At 62.0% G+C, this 15,494-nt stretch carries 14 protein-coding genes and 1 pseudogene; 3 read left to right on the top strand and 12 right to left on the bottom strand.

The genetic code is table 11. The annotated features are described in order from the left end of the window. Positions 1–3: 3 nt before the first annotated feature. Genes ACIQ17_RS11230 through ACIQ17_RS11220 form a run of 3 tightly spaced genes read right to left on the bottom strand, consistent with a single transcriptional unit; the run spans position 4 to position 3,640 of the window. Positions 4–897, bottom strand: a complete 894-nt coding sequence (locus ACIQ17_RS11230) for a branched-chain amino acid ABC transporter permease (protein WP_398468455.1) — start codon at positions 895–897, stop codon at positions 4–6. Beyond that, entirely contained in the window at positions 894–2,822 is a 1,929-nt protein-coding gene (locus ACIQ17_RS11225) for a long-chain fatty acid--CoA ligase (protein WP_398468453.1), read from the bottom strand. Before ACIQ17_RS11225 ends, ACIQ17_RS11230 begins: the two co-directional genes overlap by 4 nt. Beyond that, positions 2,819–3,640, bottom strand: a complete 822-nt coding sequence (locus tag ACIQ17_RS11220; protein WP_398468451.1) for an ABC transporter ATP-binding protein — start codon at positions 3,638–3,640, stop codon at positions 2,819–2,821. The genes ACIQ17_RS11225 and ACIQ17_RS11220 overlap by 4 nt, the downstream gene beginning before the upstream one ends. A 228-nt stretch (positions 3,641–3,868) precedes the next feature. Here ACIQ17_RS11220 and ACIQ17_RS11215 point away from each other — a divergent pair, with 228 nt between their 5' ends. Continuing rightward, a complete protein-coding gene (locus tag ACIQ17_RS11215) occupies positions 3,869–4,543 on the top strand; it encodes a Crp/Fnr family transcriptional regulator (protein WP_398468484.1) in 675 nt (224 codons plus the stop codon). 2 nt (positions 4,544–4,545) lie between these two features. Here the strand turns inward: ACIQ17_RS11215 and ACIQ17_RS11210 are convergent, their stop codons facing one another. From ACIQ17_RS11210 to ACIQ17_RS11180, 7 genes are all read right to left on the bottom strand, one after another. Beyond that, positions 4,546–5,241 (bottom strand): ABC transporter ATP-binding protein, encoded by a 696-nt coding sequence (locus tag ACIQ17_RS11210; protein WP_398468449.1) that lies wholly within the window; start codon positions 5,239–5,241, stop codon positions 4,546–4,548. After that, the gene (locus tag ACIQ17_RS11205; protein WP_398468447.1) at positions 5,241–5,990 is read right to left on the bottom strand and encodes an ABC transporter ATP-binding protein; all 750 of its coding nucleotides are present in this window, start codon (positions 5,988–5,990) and stop codon (positions 5,241–5,243) included. The genes ACIQ17_RS11210 and ACIQ17_RS11205 overlap by 1 nt, the downstream gene beginning before the upstream one ends. Beyond that, positions 5,987–7,288, bottom strand: coding sequence for a branched-chain amino acid ABC transporter permease (locus ACIQ17_RS11200; RefSeq protein ID WP_398468445.1), 1,302 nt, complete (start codon positions 7,286–7,288; stop codon positions 5,987–5,989). Before ACIQ17_RS11200 ends, ACIQ17_RS11205 begins: the two co-directional genes overlap by 4 nt. Next, the gene (locus ACIQ17_RS11195) at positions 7,285–8,232 is read right to left on the bottom strand and encodes a branched-chain amino acid ABC transporter permease (protein WP_398468443.1); all 948 of its coding nucleotides are present in this window, start codon (positions 8,230–8,232) and stop codon (positions 7,285–7,287) included. The genes ACIQ17_RS11200 and ACIQ17_RS11195 overlap by 4 nt, the downstream gene beginning before the upstream one ends. A 169-nt stretch (positions 8,233–8,401) precedes the next feature. Next, positions 8,402–9,649 carry a branched-chain amino acid ABC transporter substrate-binding protein gene (locus tag ACIQ17_RS11190; RefSeq protein ID WP_398468441.1) on the bottom strand — a complete coding sequence of 416 codons (1,248 nt, stop codon included), beginning with the start codon at positions 9,647–9,649 and terminating at the stop codon, positions 8,402–8,404. Between the two features lie 138 nt (positions 9,650–9,787). Next, positions 9,788–12,232, bottom strand: a complete 2,445-nt coding sequence (locus ACIQ17_RS11185; protein WP_398468439.1) for a CaiB/BaiF CoA transferase family protein — start codon at positions 12,230–12,232, stop codon at positions 9,788–9,790. Between the two features lie 64 nt (positions 12,233–12,296). Next, positions 12,297–13,127 (bottom strand): uroporphyrinogen-III synthase, encoded by an 831-nt coding sequence (locus ACIQ17_RS11180; RefSeq protein WP_398468437.1) that lies wholly within the window; start codon positions 13,125–13,127, stop codon positions 12,297–12,299. Positions 13,128–13,234: 107 nt separating this feature from the next. On the opposite strand from ACIQ17_RS11180, the gene purU reads away from it, so the two are divergent. Next, positions 13,235–14,095, top strand: coding sequence for a formyltetrahydrofolate deformylase (purU, locus tag ACIQ17_RS11175; protein WP_398468435.1), 861 nt, complete (start codon positions 13,235–13,237; stop codon positions 14,093–14,095). A 115-nt stretch (positions 14,096–14,210) separates the two neighbouring features. On the opposite strand, the gene ACIQ17_RS11170 is transcribed toward purU, so the two are convergent. Together ACIQ17_RS11170 and ACIQ17_RS11165 are read right to left on the bottom strand one after the other, a co-directional pair. Continuing rightward, positions 14,211–14,381, bottom strand: a complete 171-nt coding sequence (locus ACIQ17_RS11170; RefSeq protein ID WP_398468433.1) for a hypothetical protein — start codon at positions 14,379–14,381, stop codon at positions 14,211–14,213. A gap of 224 nt (positions 14,382–14,605) precedes the next feature. Further along, complete coding sequence (locus ACIQ17_RS11165) at positions 14,606–15,088, bottom strand: MarR family winged helix-turn-helix transcriptional regulator (RefSeq protein WP_398468431.1); 483 nt, start codon at positions 15,086–15,088, stop codon at positions 14,606–14,608. 225 nt (positions 15,089–15,313) lie between these two features. Between ACIQ17_RS11165 and ACIQ17_RS11160 the strand changes: the two are divergent. Next, a pseudogene (locus ACIQ17_RS11160) lies at positions 15,314–15,494 on the top strand (ABC transporter substrate-binding protein); the annotation flags it as partial.

Below are 15,494 nucleotides of genomic sequence, written 5' to 3'. Positions count from 1 at the left end.
GGCTTACACCCGCTCGATGTCTTTGGTGCCGAACAGGCCGTAAGGCTTGATCATGAGGATGATGATGAGCACGTAGAACGGCGCGATCTCGTAGAGATTGCCCCAGTGCAGATATTCGCTGTCGATGAACTGCGCGAAGTTTTCCAAGAGGCCAATGATGATTCCGCCGACCACCGCGCCGGCGATGGAATCGAGGCCGCCGAGGATCACGGCCGGGAACACCTTGATGCCGTAGATTGACAGACCCGATGAGACACCGTTGACGACCGCGACGACGACACCGGCCACCGCGGAGACCATGGCAGAGATCGCCCAGGCCATGGCGAACACGGTTTTCACGGAAATGCCGAGCGACTGCGCCACCTGTTGATTGAACGCCGTGGCGCGCATCGCGAGTCCCCATTTCGACACCTTGAAGAACCAGGCCATGCCGACCATCATCAGCACGGAAACGACGAGGCTCATCACATAGACGGTCTGGATCTGCAGGCTGCCGATGGTGACCGCCTGACTGGTAAAGATACGCGGGAAGGGCTGTGGGTTGACGCCGTAGATCCATTTCAGCGCGGCTTGAAATACGGCAGAGAGCGCAATTGTCACCATGATCACCGAGATGATCGGCTCGCCGATCAGCGGCCGCAGGATGACCACCTGAACGAGGATGCCGAAGGCGAACATGAAGACCAGGGTCATCGGCATGCCGAGCCAGAACGGCACCTGATATTTGGTCAGCAGCGTCCAGCACACCCAGGCGCCGATCAGCAGCAATTCGCCCTGGGCAAAATTGACGACCTGCGTGGCCTTGTAGATTAGCACGAACGACATCGCGACCACGCCATAGAGCGTGCCCACCACAAGGCCGTTGACGAGAAGCTGGAGGAGGAACTGGGTGTTCATTCCGCCGCCTCCATCCGCGCAGCAGTCCCCATATCAACCACTTTCAGCTTCGTCCGAATCCGCTGCGATGTCCCGTCTTGAAATCGGATCGTCGTATCCACCGGGATCTCGCTCTTGCCGCCATAGATGCCGTCGATGATATCGGCATATTTTTCGTTGATGACGTTGCGGCGGACTTTTCGCGTCCGCGTCAGCTCGCCGTCGTCGGCGTCGAGTTCCTTGTACAGAAGCAGGAACCGCGAAATGCGCTGCGCCGGTGGCAGCGTCGCATTCACCGTCTCGACTTCTTTCTGCAGCAACGCATAGACCTCGGGCCGTGAAGAGAGATCGGTGTACGTCGTGAACGACAGCCGGTTCTTTTCGGCCCATTTCGAGATGATCGAGTAGCGGATGCAGATCATCGCGGCCAAGGCATCGCGGCCGGCGCCGAGCACGACGGTCTCCGCCACATATGGCGAGAATTTCAGCTTGTTCTCGATATATTGCGGCGAGAAGCGCTCGCCGCGTGCGGTCTCGGCGAGGTCCTTGATGCGATCGATGACGACGAGTTGCTTGTCGTCGTTGAAATAGCCGGCATCGCCGGAATACATCCAGCCGTCGCGCAGGTCGGCGGCGGAAGCTTCCTCGTTCTTGTAATAGCCGAGGAACATGTTCGGGTGTTTTACCACGATCTCGCCGACGCCCTGGCTGTCGGGATCGCGGACCTCGATGGCGATGTTGTCGCCCATCGCAATGCCCGTAGTATCGGGATCGACGGCATCCGGCGCGTGCAGCGTGAAGGCGCCGAGTGTTTCGGTCTGGCCATAGAGCGTGCGCAGCGGCACGCCCATAGCGCGGAAGAACTTGAACGTATCCGGCCCCAGCGCCGCGCCACCGGTAGCGGCCGAGCGCAGGCGCGTAAAGCCGAGACGATCGCGCAAGGCGCGGAACAGCAGCGCATCGGCGACCACGGAACGCTTGCCATCGGCGAGGGCACTGAGCCCGGTCTTCATGCCGAGCTCATACAGGCTCTGTTTCAGCGGCGAGGCATCCATCACGCGCGCGCGGACATCGGCGGCGATGCCCTCCCAGACCCGCGGCGCAAACAGCACGAAGGTCGGCGCGATTTCGCGGAAATCGTTCATCAGCGTGTCCTGCTGCTCGACGAAGTTGACCTTCATCCGCGACAGCAGGCCTTTGCCGAGCGCATAGACCTGTTCCATGATCCATGGCAGCGGTAGCACCGAGACATATTCGTCATCCGGCCCCTTGGGATCGAAGGACAGATACACTGCGCAATGGCCGAGAACGCGGCCGGCCGCGAGCATGGCGAGTTTTGGATTCGACGTCGTGCCTGATGTGGTACAAAGGACCGCGACATCCTCACCACGAGTAGCATCGACCATCTGATCGTAGAGCGCCGGTTCCTTCGCCGCGCGCTCGCGCCCCATATGCGCGAGCTTGTCGGCTTCCAGCAGACGCGGATCGTCATATTTCCGCATCCCGCGCGGATCGCTATAGACGATATGCTTTAGCGCCGGAACGCGGTCGGCGAGGGTGAGCAGTTTGTCGACCTGTTCCTCGTCCTCGGCAAAGACGATCTTCGCCTCGCCGTAGTTCAGCAGATAGGCGGCTTCCTCGTCCAGCACGTCGCGATACAGGCCGAGGCTCATGCCGCGAACTGCATGCGCCGCGATCTCGGCGGAAACCCAGTCAGGCCGGTTGTCGCCGATGATGCCGATCACATCGCCCTGGCCGATGCCGAGCTCGACCATGCCGAGCGTAAAATCCTTCACCCGGTTGTGGTAGTCATCCCAGGTGAATTCACGCCAGAGGCCAAAATCCTTTTCGCGCAGCGCGATCTCCTTGCCGTGCTCCTTGGCATTGAGACGCAGCAGCTTTGGATAGGTGTCGGCCTGCTTGACGCGGGCTGCATAGTCCATCATGCCGCGCTCTCCTCATTGACGGGAGCGTCGTCGGGATCGACCAGCAATTCGTCTTCTTCGCCGAGATAGGCGCGCTTCACATGCGGATCGGCGAGCACGGCGGCCGGATCTCCCTCGGCGATCTTGCGGCCGAAATCGAGCACCATCACGCGGTGGGAGATATCCATCACCACGCCCATGTCGTGTTCGATCATCATCACGGTCATACCGAACTCTTCATTGAGATCGACGATGTAGCGGGCCATGTCCTCCTTCTCCTCGAAATTCATGCCGGCCATCGGCTCGTCGAGGAGAATGAGGTTCGGCTCCAGCGCCATGGCGCGCGCCAGTTCGACGCGCTTGCGCAGACCATAGGGCAGGGTGCCGGCGGTCGCCTTGCGGACGCTTTGCAGGTCGAGGAAGTCGATGATCTCCTCCACCTTGCGGCGATGCTCCAGCTCTTCCTTGCGCGCGCCGGTGAACCAGTAGAGCGAGCCGGTGAGAAAATTGTTCTTCAGCAGGTGGTGGCGGCCGACCATGATGTTGTCGAGCACGCTCATATGATGGAACAGCGCGAGGTTCTGGAAGGTGCGGCCGATGCCGATGCGCGGGCGGGCATTGGTGTTGAGATTGGTGATCTCCTTGCCGCCGTAGAATAGCTGGCCTTCGGTCGGCTTGTAGCGGCCGGAGATGCAATTGACGATGGAGGTCTTGCCGGCGCCGTTGGGGCCGATGATGGAGAACAGCTCGCCCTGATTGACGGCGAAGCTCACATCCGTGAGCGCGCGCACGCCGCCAAAGCGCAATGATACGCCGCGTACTTCCAAAGCAACCGTCACGTAGGCCCTCCCAGATACGGCGCTTGGCGCGCTCTTTATCCCGTCCACGGTAACGCCCTGAGCTTATATCGCCGGGGCATCGCAGGCCATTCGACTAATGAACCTTCCGCGGTCATCCTCCCTACGTTAAACCGGGCGTGGGAAATGTCTCGCGCCGGACAATCTGCCCGGCAATTTGTCGCGTGGCATGGTTTGTTGCGTCGCAACAAGGTAGATGGCGGCGGTGGCATGATTGCTGCGGATCAATTGAAGAGGATCGCCGCCTGGGCGCGCGATCTCAGCGACCGGGAAATCGAGGTCGCGCGCGCGGGCATCACCGAGCGATCGTTCAAGGCGAACGAGTTCATCTCCATGCGCGGCGACGTGTTCGATTACTGGACCGGCGTGGTGTCGGGCCTCGTCAAGATCGGCACGATTTCGCGCAGCGGCAAGGAAGTCAGCATCACCGGCCTCACGGCGGGCGCGTGGTTCGGCGAGGGCAGCGTTCTGAAGAACGAACCGCGCCGTTACGACATCGTGGCGATGCGCGATTCACGTGTCGCCCTGATGGACAGGACGACCTTCTTCTGGCTTTTCGAGAACAGCGTCGGCTTCAATCGCTTCCTGGTGTCGCTGCTCAACGAGCGCCTCGGCCAGTTCATCGCGCTCACCGAATATGGCCGCATGCTGGATGCGACAGGGCGGCTCGCGCGCTGCATCGCCTCCCTGTTCAACCCGATCCTGTATCGTGATGCCACGCGGCATCTGGAGATCACGCAGGAAGAGCTGGGCGCGATCTCCGGCATCTCGCGGCAGAAGGCCAATCAATGCCTGCAGACCCTCGAGAAGGAGGGGCTGCTGCGGCTTGAATATGGCGGCGTGACGGTGATCGATCTGGAGCGGCTGAGCACCTACGGGGAGTAGGCTCAGACCTCCAGCCATTCCTTGCGCACGCCGTCATTTGCCTTCAGCTCCGCCGGCGTGCCCTCGAACACGATGCGGCCGTGGCCCATCACATAGACCCGGTGCGAAATGCGCAGCGCGATCGACAGCTTCTGCTCCACCAGCAGGATCGCCACCCCGCGTCGTGCGATCTCGGCCAGGAGGTCGCCGACCTGCTGCACGATCAGCGGCGCGAGACCTTCCGTCGGTTCGTCGATCATCACCAGTTCGGGATCGCCCATCAGCGTGCGGCAGATGGTCAGCATCTGCTTCTCGCCGCCGGACAGCACGCCGGCGGCCGTATCGGCGCGGCGGGCGAGATTCGGGAACATGTCGAGCATGTCGTCGAGCCGCCATTTGCCGGGTTTTCGCGCGTCCTTGACGCCTAGCAGCAGGTTCTGCCGCACGGTCAGGCCCGGGAAGATGTCGCGATGTTCCGGCACATAGCCGAGGCCGAGATGCGCGATCTTGAAGCTCGGCAGGCCGGCAATGTCCTTGCCCTTGAACTTGATGCTCCCCTGCGGCGGCACCTCGCCCATGATGGCCTTGACGGTGGTCGAGCGGCCGACGCCGTTGCGCCCCAGCAGCGAAACCACTTCGCCGGTGTCGATATGCATGTCGACACCCTGCAGGATGTGGCTCTTGCCGTAATAGGCGTGGAGATCCTTGACCTCGAGCATCAGGCAGCCTCCTCGCCGAGATAGGCTTCCTTGACCTTCTTGTTGCCGCGGATCTCGTCCGGTGTACCGGTGGCGATCACCTCGCCATAGACCAGCACCGAGATGCGATCGGCGAGTCCGAACACCACGCTCATATCGTGCTCCACGATCAGCAGCGTCCGCCCTTCGGTCAGCCGCCTGATCTGCTCTACGGCGCGTTCCGTCTCGGCATGGCTCATGCCGGCGGTGGGCTCGTCAAGCAGGATCACATCGGCGCCGCCGGCAATCGTGATGCCGATCTCCAGCGCGCGCTGCTCGGCATAAGTCAAAAGCCCCGCCGGTACGTCGCGCCGCGACACCAGGCTGATGTCCTGCAGGATCTGTGCAGTGCGCTCGCGCACCTCGGGCAGAGCGTCCACATTCTTCCAGAACGCGTAGCGATGGCCGGTGGCCCACAGCACGGCGCAACGCAAATTCTCCCACACCGTCATCTTGGCAAAGACATTGGTGACCTGGAACGAGCGCGACAGTCCGCGGCGATTGATCTGGAACGGCGGCAGGCCGACGATATCCTGCCCGTTCAGCAGAATGGTCCCGCTGGTCGGCTTCATATAACCGGAGATCAGGTTGAACGTGGTGGACTTGCCGGCGCCGTTCGGCCCGATCAGCGCATGGCGTTCGCCCTTGGCGACGGTGAGATCGACACCCTGGATCACTTTCGTGATGCCAAAGGTCTTCTCGACGCCGTGCATTTCGATGGCATTGGTCATGCGGCCACTCCCTTGGCACGGGCTTCGGTGAGGGCGTCATCCCAGCGTGCGGCGATCATTCTCCAGGTGAGGCGGGCGAGGAAGGCGCCACCGATCAGCAGCACGGCGGCAATCGCCCAGACGCCGCGATTCTCCGCATCGAACGGAATGCCGAACGCCTTGATGTGCGAATTGCCGCCGGCATGGACCATGTGGAACACGGTGACCTCGATGGTCAGGATCAGGCCGACCAGCATCGCCAGCGTCGGCACGAAGGCGATCAGATACGCCGGCAGCACGCGGGCGATGGTGCCTGCCTTGATCAGCGGCCAGTGCATCATCATCAGGCCGGTCAGGCCGCCGGGCGCGAACATCACCACGGCGATGAAGATCAGGCCGAAATAAAGCTGCCACACCTGCGTGAGGTCGGAGAGGCCGAGCGACAGCAGCGTCACGAAGATGGCGCCGACGATCGGGCCGATGAAGAAGCCGATGCCACCGATATAGGCTGCGAACAGCACGGTGCCGGATTGCACGGCGCCGAGATAGGCGGAGTTCGCGATCTCGAAATTGATCGCGGCCAGCGCGCCTGCGATGCCGGCGAAGAAGCCGGAGAAGCAGAACGCGATGAAGCGCACCACATGCGGATCATAGCCGACGAACTGCACGCGTTCGGGATTGTCGCGCACGGCATTGCACATGCGCCCGAGCGGCGTGCGGGTGAGGGCATACATGGCGATGACGGCGATCAGCGTCCATGCCGCGACCAGATAATAGATCTGGATCTGCGGCCCGAAACTCCAGTCGAACAGCCGCAGCACCTTGGTGCGGTTGGCCGAGATGCCGGCCTCGCCGCCGAAGAAGCTGCGCAGGATCAGTGCGGACGACGCCACGAGTTCAGCGAGGCCGAGCGAGATCATCGCAAAGGCGGTGCCGGATCGCTTGGTGGAGACCCAGCCGAACAGAAGTGCGAAGCCGAGACCGGCGAACCCGCCGATCAGTGGCACCAGCGGCAGCGGGATCGCAAACTTGTTCTTGGCGATGATGTTGATGGCATGAATCGCGAGAAAGCCGCCGAGTCCGTAATAGACGGCATGTCCGAAAGACAGCATGCCGGTCTGGCCGAGCAGGATGTTGTAGGACAGCGAGAAGATGATCGAGATGCCGATCAGGCTGAAGGTGGTCAGCGATCCGCCCGACGAGAAGATTTTCGGCAGGATCACGAGCGCGGCAGCCGCGACGATCCACATGCCGTAGAACTTCAGGCGATCGGAGGCGGAGGCCGCGGGCGGCGCAATGGTCATGGTGGCGTCGCTCATGTTTCGCGTGTCCCGAGCAGGCCCATAGGGCGGAACATCAGGATCAGAACCAGCAGCACATAGGGCATGATCGGCGCGATCTGGGCGATGGTCACGTTCCAGATATCGGCCAGCCAGGTGGCGGCAAGGTCAGGGCTCAGTGGCCCGAAAGCGCCAGCCAGCGAGCCGTTCATGGACACCGCAAAAGTCTGCACGAGGCCGATCAGCAGCGAGGCCAGGAAAGCGCCGGGCAGCGAGCCGAGGCCGCCGACAACCACGACCACGAACAGGATCGGCCCCAGCAGTCCCGCCATGTTCGATTGCGTCACCAGGGCTGGCCCTGCGATCACGCCGGCGACGGCAGCGAGCGCGGTGCCCACGCCGAACACCAGCATGAAGATGCGCCCGACATTGTGGCCGAGATGGCCGACCATATGCGGATGAGTGAGGGCGGCCTGCACGATCAGGCCGATGCGGGTCTTCTTCAATGTGATCAGCAGGCCGGCGAAGATCACGATGGAGATCACCAGCATGAAGATCTTGAAGGCGGGATAATTGGTCGAGAACAGCGTGAAGGCCGGGAAGTCGAGCAGCGCCGGAACGCGGAAATCCACCGGGCTCTTGCCCCAGACGATCGACACGACTTCCTCGATGGCGAACGCCAATCCGAATGTGAACAGCAGCTCCGGCACATGGCCATATTTATGCACCTGTCGCAGGCCGTAGCGCTCGACGAGCGCACCGAGTCCGCCAGCCAGCAGGGGCGAGATGATCAGCGCCGGCCAGAAGCCGACCCATTTGCTGATCTGAAAGCCGAAGAAGGCGCCCAGCATGTAGAACGAGGCATGGGCAAAATTCAGCACGCCGAGCATGCTGAAGATCACCGTCAGGCCCGAGGCCATCAGGAACAGCAGCATGCCGAACAGAATGCCGTTCAGCGTGGATATGACGATGAGTTCGAGCACGAAGGACCTCGGTGTCTAGTCGAAGGCAGCGCCGATGAAACGCTGTCATGGCCGGGCCTGACCCGGCCATCCATCTTTGCGAGAGGAAGAAGATGGATGCCCGGGTCAAGCCCGGGCATGACGGAGTGTGTGGTTCACCCCGTCCAGGCCATCATTCTTCGCTGGCGTCTTACGGCCGTTCCATCTTGCAGGTGGTCGGCAGCATGGTGTCCTTGGTGTCGACCTTGGCGGCGAGCTTCCAGCCCCAGCCGGTGTTTTCCTCGTCGAACGGCTCCTTCTCGGTGCGCTCGCCGAAGGAGGAGATGTAGATCGGCTGGAAGAACTGATGGTCGTCCTTGCGCATGATGCCTTCGCCGCCATTGAAGACGTCGAACTTCATGTCTTCAAGCGCCGCTGCGACCTTTACCGGCTCGAGCGACTTCGCCTTTTCGGCCGCGGCCGCGAACATCCGCATCTGGTTCACCGCGCGCGGATACCACAGGCCCATATTGGCCTTGGCGCGGAACGCCTTTTCGAAATCCACCGACGACTTGTGGTCGATATTGGCAAAGCCTTCGGTGATCTGGAACACCTGATGGTTCAGGCCGGTCTGCTTGATGGCGGTGGGGCCGCCGGCGCCGCCGGCATAATAGGTGTACCAGCCCACCTTGAGCCCGGCGTCAGCCGCTGCCTTCAGCAGCAGCGCGATGTCCTGGCCCCAATTGCCGGTGATGACGGTGTCGGCGCCCGAGGCCTTGATCTTGGCGACATAGGGCGCAAAGTCGGTGATCTTCAGCAGCGGATGCAGTTCGTCGCCGACGATCTCGATATCGGCGCGCTTGGCCTTCAGCATGGCGCGAGCCTGGGTGCGCACCGATTGGCCGAAGGAGTAGTCCTGATTGATCAGATAGACCTTCTTGATGGCCGGCACGCCCTTCATGTAGTTGGTGAGCGCTTCCATCTTGATGTCGGAATTCGCATCCCAGCGGAAATGCGCGAAGCTGCATTTGTCGTTGGTGAGCACCGGGTCGACTGCAGCATAGTTGAAATACAGGACTTCCTTGCCGGGGTTGCGATCGTTGTATTTGGTGAGGAAGTCGCTGAGCGCACCGGCGACCGACGAGCCGTTGCCCTGGGTGATATAGCGCACGCCGCTGTCGATGGCCTTCTGCGCCTGGATCAGGCTTTCCTGCGGATTGGTCTTGTTGTCGAGCCCGACGACCTCGACCTTCTTGCCGAGAATGCCGCCCTTGGCATTGAGTTCCTCGGCAAGGAACTGGAAGGTCTTCAGGCCGCCTTCGCCGACGCTGGCGCCGCCGCCCGAGAGCGGATCGATGTAACCGATCTTGACGGTTTCCTGCGCCATTGCTGCGGTGCCGAACAATGGCAGCGCGAGCGATGCGCTAATGGCCAATTTGATAAGATGCCGTTTGTGCATGATTTTTCTCCCTGAATATTGCTTCGAACGACCGTGGTCCCAGCGTCGAATCTTTGTTGATCCATCCGCTGGCGGTTCTTGAAGGCGAGTGTGAGCGAATGCAGCACAGGCTGCAAGCATCCGTTCGTCGTAGGTGCATTACGTCGCGGGGGCGACCGGCTTGGCCTTCTTGGATGTCGCGGTGTCGCCGATGATTTCGGCACTGCGCAATTCGGCGATCTCGCTTGTGCCGAGGCCGAGCACCTCGCGCAGCACTTCGTCATTGTGCTGGCCGAGGGTCGGCGCGAGCCGGGTGATCGAATAGGGTGCGCGGGAACTGCCTTCACGATAGGCAACCGAGGGCAACAGATGCGGTCCCATGAACCGGCGCGTCACCGGTTGCCAATGTCCGGTCGAGAGCAGATGCGGATCGCCCGCCATGTCCATCGGCAGTCGCGCGGTGCCGGCGGGGATGCCCGCATCCTGCAGCGCATTCATGGCAAGCTCCGGCCGCACCGTCATGGTCCAGTGCCGGATCGCCACCTCGATGCGGTCTTCATCGGCGCGACGCCCATCGGCTGTGGCCAGGGTCGTGTCCTCGGCAAGGTCCGGGCGATGGATGACCTTGCAGAGCGCTTGCCATTCCGCGTCGCTGCGCACAGCAATGGTGAGCCACTGATCCTCGCCGATGCAGGGGAAGCAGCCATGCGGCACGTAGCGCGGATGGCGGTTGCTGAGCCGTGGGCCTGTCGTGCCGGTGATGGATTGCTCGATGACCGAGGGCGCCACCATCGGCAGCAGTGCCTCGGTGGCGCTGAGGTCGATATGTTGCCCTTCGCCGGTCTTCTTCTGATGCATGAAGCCGATCATCAGCGCCGCCGCCGCACTGACGCCGCCATAGGGATCGCCGAGCGCCGTATGCACCATGGTCGGCGGGTCGCCTTCGCGGCCGGTGACGGAGGGCAGGCCCGAAGCTTGCTCCAATGTCGAGCCATAGGCGCGCACGCCACTCCATATGCTCTTCATGCCGAAAGCCGGCATCGTGACCACAATCAGTCGCGGATTGAGTTTGCGCATGGAATCCGGATCGAGACCGAGCCGTGGCATCACATCGGCCGCGTAGTTGTCGATCACGGCATCCGCATCGGCAATCAGGCGCTTCAGCAGCGCGAGGCCCTTGGGATTGGTGAGATCCAGCGTGATGCCGCGTTTGTTGCGGTTCATCTGCTGAAACCAGTAGACCTTCTCGTAAGTGCGTTCGGGGTGATAGGGCCCGCGCGGATCGGTACCGCGGAACCAGTCGGGATACTGGCACGACTCGACCTTGATCACGTCAGCCCCGAGATCGCCCATCTGCCGCGTCGCCGTGGGGCCGGCCCACCCCATGGTGAGATCGACGATGCGCAGGCCCTTCAATGGCAGCGGATCGTCAGACGTCGCTTGTCGTGTCGCGATGCGATCGCGCGCCTTGAAGTTGGTAACATCGTCGCTGCCTGCCAGCGGCGCCTTGCCATTCGCGATCGGCGGCGAGCCGGTGAGGCGCTGCGGCAGTACGGGCGCCTCGAATGATCCGCTGCCGATGGTCACGTCTGCGAAGGCACCGCGGTCGCGATAATATTGCTGGCGCAGCAGCTCTTCCATGCTTGGCACCACCGCGAGCGGGATGCGCAGTTCGATACCCATCTCGAACCAGTCCTGCGCACTCTTCTGCAGCAGGATCGGCTGGAAGATGGCCGCAAGCTCTGCCGAATTGACCGAGCGGGCGAGGCCATCGGTGAATCTGGTTTCTTTCTCCAGCTCGGGCAGGCCGAGCATCACGCAGAATGCCGCCCACTGAGCCGGGGTCACCACAGTGACACCGAGCCAGCCATCCTTGGTGGGGAAATTGCCGACGGGATAGCCGCGGCCGAAACGATTCAGCGCAGTGCGCGGTCGCGTGAAGCCGGACTCCAATGCGAGGCCGGTATCGAACTCGCTGATATGCAGCATCGCTGCGTGAGCGCTGACCGCAAACCGCCGCGCGCCGCGTTGACGATCGTAGAGACCGGCGAGTGTCGGAATGAAAGCGGTGAGGGCGGTCATGACGGAGATCTGTCCATCGCCCGGCAGAACCGGTGGGCCTTCCTTGGCTCCGACCATTTTCACACAGCCGGCGAGGGCGCGGCAGATGGAGTCGGTGGCATGGAAATCTGAATAGAGCCCGTTCTCGCCGAACCAGGAGATCGCGGTGATGGCGAGGCCGGGATTGTCTCGGCGCAGGCCATCGTGATTGAGCAGCGATGTGGGAATGATCGACGGTGGCCGTGCGTCGAGCAGCAGATCGCAGCTCTGCAGCAGATTCTTAAGATGCGTGATATCCCCAGCGCTTTCGAGGTCGGCGATGACGCTGTGCTTGTTGGTATTCAGCCAGGCAAAAACGCCGCTCTCGCTTTTGCCATTGCCGGCATCAAACAGCGGAGCATGTCGCCGCATCGGATCGCCGCCGGGTGGCTCGATCTTGATGACTTCTGCGCCGAAATCGGAAAACAGTTTGCCGCAGTAGCCCAGTTGATCGCCGGATCCAATTTCCACCACGCGCAAATCTGACAGCGGGAGTTTCGGCATTCCATTTCCACCCGTTCTTCTTGTCTTGAACGGGCATCATGTCGGGCTGAGCCGATGCGTCAAGTCAGCTTGCCGAATTCCGCGCAAGCGCAACGGACATGGCAGAGATCAGCGGCCGCATGAAGAACGCATCCTCGGCCGGCGTGATCGATGCGCGGAAGCCGTAGGCCACAAGTTCATCGGAGACGACAGGACCGACGGACGCGATCGGCGTCTTCGCAAGTGCGTTGCGCAGTTGATCCTCGCGTCCATGCGCGCGCGCTGCATCAACGAGGCGGCGCACCTGACCCGAACTCGTCAGCGCGATGGCATCGATGCGGCCGCTCTCCATCTCGTCGATCGCCGCGAGGATGTTCGTATCGGCCGCCTTGGAATCGTAGACATAGGGTAGCACCGTATCGACGACGGCACCTTGCGCCTCGATGGCGCCGATCAGCGCCGCATGGTCCTTCTCCGGATAGAGCTGCAGCCCGACCCGGCGTCCCTTGAGATCGTAGGTCGCCAGCATCTCGGCGATGCCTTCCGAGGTCGGCTTCTCCGTGGTGACGTCCGGGGCGAGGCCGATCTCGCGCAGCGCCTTGCCCGGCTTCGGCCCTCGCGCAAATTTTCGCGATTTGGCGATTGCCTCAACCATCTCCGTGTCGCCACCGTGTTGCCGCACCAGTTTGAGCATGCGCCGCAGGCCTTCGCCGGTCATTAAGACGAGATCGTCAAAGGGGTTAGCCGTGAAACGGGCGATCCAGTCCAGAACCGGTTTCGGGTCTGGCGCATCCTCGATGGTGAACATCGGGCATTGCCGGACATCGGCGCCTTTCTCCTTGAGAAGTCTGGAGAATTGGGCTTCCTCGCGGGTTTCCAGGATCAGGATGCGGTTGCCGTCCAGTCGCTCAGCCATCACGGCATCCTTTCATTTACTGCAGCGCGCAATCGGATTGGCGGAAGCCAATGCCAAGTGGTAGAGCAGGGCAAAATTTCCTCTGAATCTCAAGACAGTAGCCGCACATGTCGCACCACTTCGTCCTCACCCTGTCCTGCCCGGACCGTCCTGGAATCGTCTCCGCCGTCTCGACCTTCCTCGCCCATAACGGCCAGAACATCGTCGATGCCCAGCAGTTCAACGAGAGCGAGACCGGCGTGTTCTTCATGCGCGTGGTGTTCACCGCTGCGGATGTGAATGTCGATCTCGGCGCGCTGCAGACAGGCTTCGGCGCCATCGCCGAACGCTTCAAGATGGTCTGGTTGATGCGTGACCAGGAGACGAAGCGGCGGGTGATGATCCTGGCCTCGAAGTCGGACCATTGTCTGGTCGATCTGCTCTATCGCTGGCGCACCGGTGAACTGGAAATGATCCCGACCGCGATCGTCTCCAACCATCCGCGCGAGACCTATAACGGCATCGATTTCGGTGACATTCCGTTTCACCATCTGCCGATCACCAAGGAGACCAAGCGCGAGCAGGAAGCCGCGATCTGGGATCTCGTGAACGAGACGAAGTCCGAACTCGTGGTGCTCGCACGCTACATGCAGATCCTATCGGACGACATGTCGGCAAAGCTCTCCGGCAAGTGCATTAACATCCATCACTCGTTCCTGCCGGGCTTCAAGGGCGCGCGGCCTTATCACCAGGCCCATGAGCGCGGCGTCAAACTGATCGGCGCGACCGCCCATTACGTCACCAGCGATCTCGATGAAGGTCCGATCATCGAGCAGGATGTCGAGCGCATCAGCCATCGCGACTCGCCGGAAGACCTCGTCCGCAAGGGCCGCGACATCGAGCGCCGCGTGCTGGCCCGCGCCGTGCGTTATCACCTCGAGGATCGCGTGATCCTCAATGGCAAGAAGACGGTGGTGTTCACGAACTGAGCCACGCGCTCCTCTGTCGTCACCCGGCTTGTCCGGGTGACCCAGTATACTCGCTACCTGCAGTGTCTACTGGATCGCCCGGTCAAGCCGGGCGACGACAAACCTGCGGAGTGCTCTAATGAATCGCGTCGGCCGAAGGCGATGTCGCCGGATCTGGCCCGGGGGCCGTGTCACCTTGCCGATGCTCGCGCTGCTTTGCCGCGTAGGCCTCATATTCCGGCGTCCCCGGCCGCGGCGGCGCATCGGCAGGCAGGCCGCCGGCCCAGGACGGGATCAGGTCGGCCATGCCCCCAGCCACGAATGAGCTGATCGACCCGCAACCGGACAGGCCGCAGGACAGCAAGAAAAGGCCAAAAACAGCGGCCAGGCGGCGGGTGGCAAACATTGGAAACAACACGGCTGAGTGGAAGGTGGGTGAACGCTCACCAAATATGGGGCCAGTTGCGAAAAATGGAAGGTAACGGGAGCGGGTCGGTGTAATTTTTTGCACCTGCGTCGCCGGTGCACCGATCAGGTCTTCCGCTTTGGCGCTCCCGCTTTCCGCACCTGCACGGCATTAACCGCCGGCGTCTGCGCCAGCAGTCGCCTGAGGAGGTCGATCAGCACCTCCACCTCGTCTGGCTTCAGGCAGTCCAGCAGCACGCTTTCGCGGTCGAGCGCCAGTTCGATGATGCGGTCATGCAGCGCGCGGCCGGCCTTGGTCATGACGATGATGCGCTTGCCGTCGCCCTGATCGACAACCGTGACATTGCCACCATCGGCCAGGGACTTCAGCGTCCGGCTGACCAGTCCCTTGTCGAGGTCGAAATACTGGCAGATCTGCTGGGCGGTGCAGGCGTCCTCGCTGGCGAGCTTGGACAGGATGCGCCACTCGGTGACCCCGACGCCGAATTCCCGCCGATAAGCCCCCGATGCCCCGCCGGCCAGCTTGTTGGCCAGGAAGTTGATGAGGGCAGGGACGTATCGCGTGTGGTTGATGACCGGCTTCGTCATGCGAAATGAATGCTCTGAAACGTCCCAAACAGGAGCGTCACAGCACCTGCTAGTACTTTAGCAGCATGCCGCGATGCGTCGGAATTACGCAATTCACCAGTCCGTTGCGCATTGTCAAGGCGAGTGTTGACACGTCAACATGGCTTCGATATCGCGGACAAACGCGTATGGGGACAACGATCTTCCGGCCTGCAAGAGCCGACATCACGCACAGAGGAGGATACGATGCTGAGGACGTTCATTTCCGCCACCGTGGCTGCCGCCGGCGTGTTCGCGCTGGGCGCGGTCGCGCAGGCGCAGGAGACCGTGAAGATCGGCCTGATCGTGCCGATGACCGGAGGCCAGGCTTCCACTGGCCAGCAGATCAACAATGCTATCAAGCTGTACCAGCAGAAGAACGGCGACA

Source organism: Tardiphaga sp. (assembly GCF_044340795.1).
Lineage (GTDB): Bacteria > Pseudomonadota > Alphaproteobacteria > Rhizobiales > Xanthobacteraceae > Tardiphaga.
Note: the sequence above shows the minus strand (reverse complement) of the source record. Positions and strands in the feature narration are given on the sequence as shown.

What these genes read in the sequence shown, in the direction of transcription:
- ACIQ17_RS11165 (WP_398468431.1), bottom strand. Translation starts at nt 15,088, where the DNA reads ATGACGAAGCCGGTCATCAACCACACGCGATACGTCCCTGCCCTCATC.
- ACIQ17_RS11180 (WP_398468437.1), bottom strand. Translation starts at nt 13,127, where the DNA reads ATGGCTGAGCGACTGGACGGCAACCGCATCCTGATCCTGGAAACCCGC.
- ACIQ17_RS11190 (WP_398468441.1), bottom strand. Translation starts at nt 9,649, where the DNA reads ATGCACAAACGGCATCTTATCAAATTGGCCATTAGCGCATCGCTCGCG.
- purU (WP_398468435.1), top strand. Translation starts at nt 13,235, where the DNA reads ATGTCGCACCACTTCGTCCTCACCCTGTCCTGCCCGGACCGTCCTGGA.
- ACIQ17_RS11170 (WP_398468433.1), bottom strand. Translation starts at nt 14,381, where the DNA reads ATGGCCGACCTGATCCCGTCCTGGGCCGGCGGCCTGCCTGCCGATGCG.
- ACIQ17_RS11205 (WP_398468447.1), bottom strand. Translation starts at nt 5,990, where the DNA reads ATGACCAATGCCATCGAAATGCACGGCGTCGAGAAGACCTTTGGCATC.
- ACIQ17_RS11185 (WP_398468439.1), bottom strand. Translation starts at nt 12,232, where the DNA reads ATGCCGAAACTCCCGCTGTCAGATTTGCGCGTGGTGGAAATTGGATCC.
- ACIQ17_RS11225 (WP_398468453.1), bottom strand. Translation starts at nt 2,822, where the DNA reads ATGATGGACTATGCAGCCCGCGTCAAGCAGGCCGACACCTATCCAAAG.
- ACIQ17_RS11215 (WP_398468484.1), top strand. Translation starts at nt 3,869, where the DNA reads ATGATTGCTGCGGATCAATTGAAGAGGATCGCCGCCTGGGCGCGCGAT.
- ACIQ17_RS11200 (WP_398468445.1), bottom strand. Translation starts at nt 7,288, where the DNA reads ATGAGCGACGCCACCATGACCATTGCGCCGCCCGCGGCCTCCGCCTCC.
- ACIQ17_RS11210 (WP_398468449.1), bottom strand. Translation starts at nt 5,241, where the DNA reads ATGCTCGAGGTCAAGGATCTCCACGCCTATTACGGCAAGAGCCACATC.
- ACIQ17_RS11230 (WP_398468455.1), bottom strand. Translation starts at nt 897, where the DNA reads ATGAACACCCAGTTCCTCCTCCAGCTTCTCGTCAACGGCCTTGTGGTG.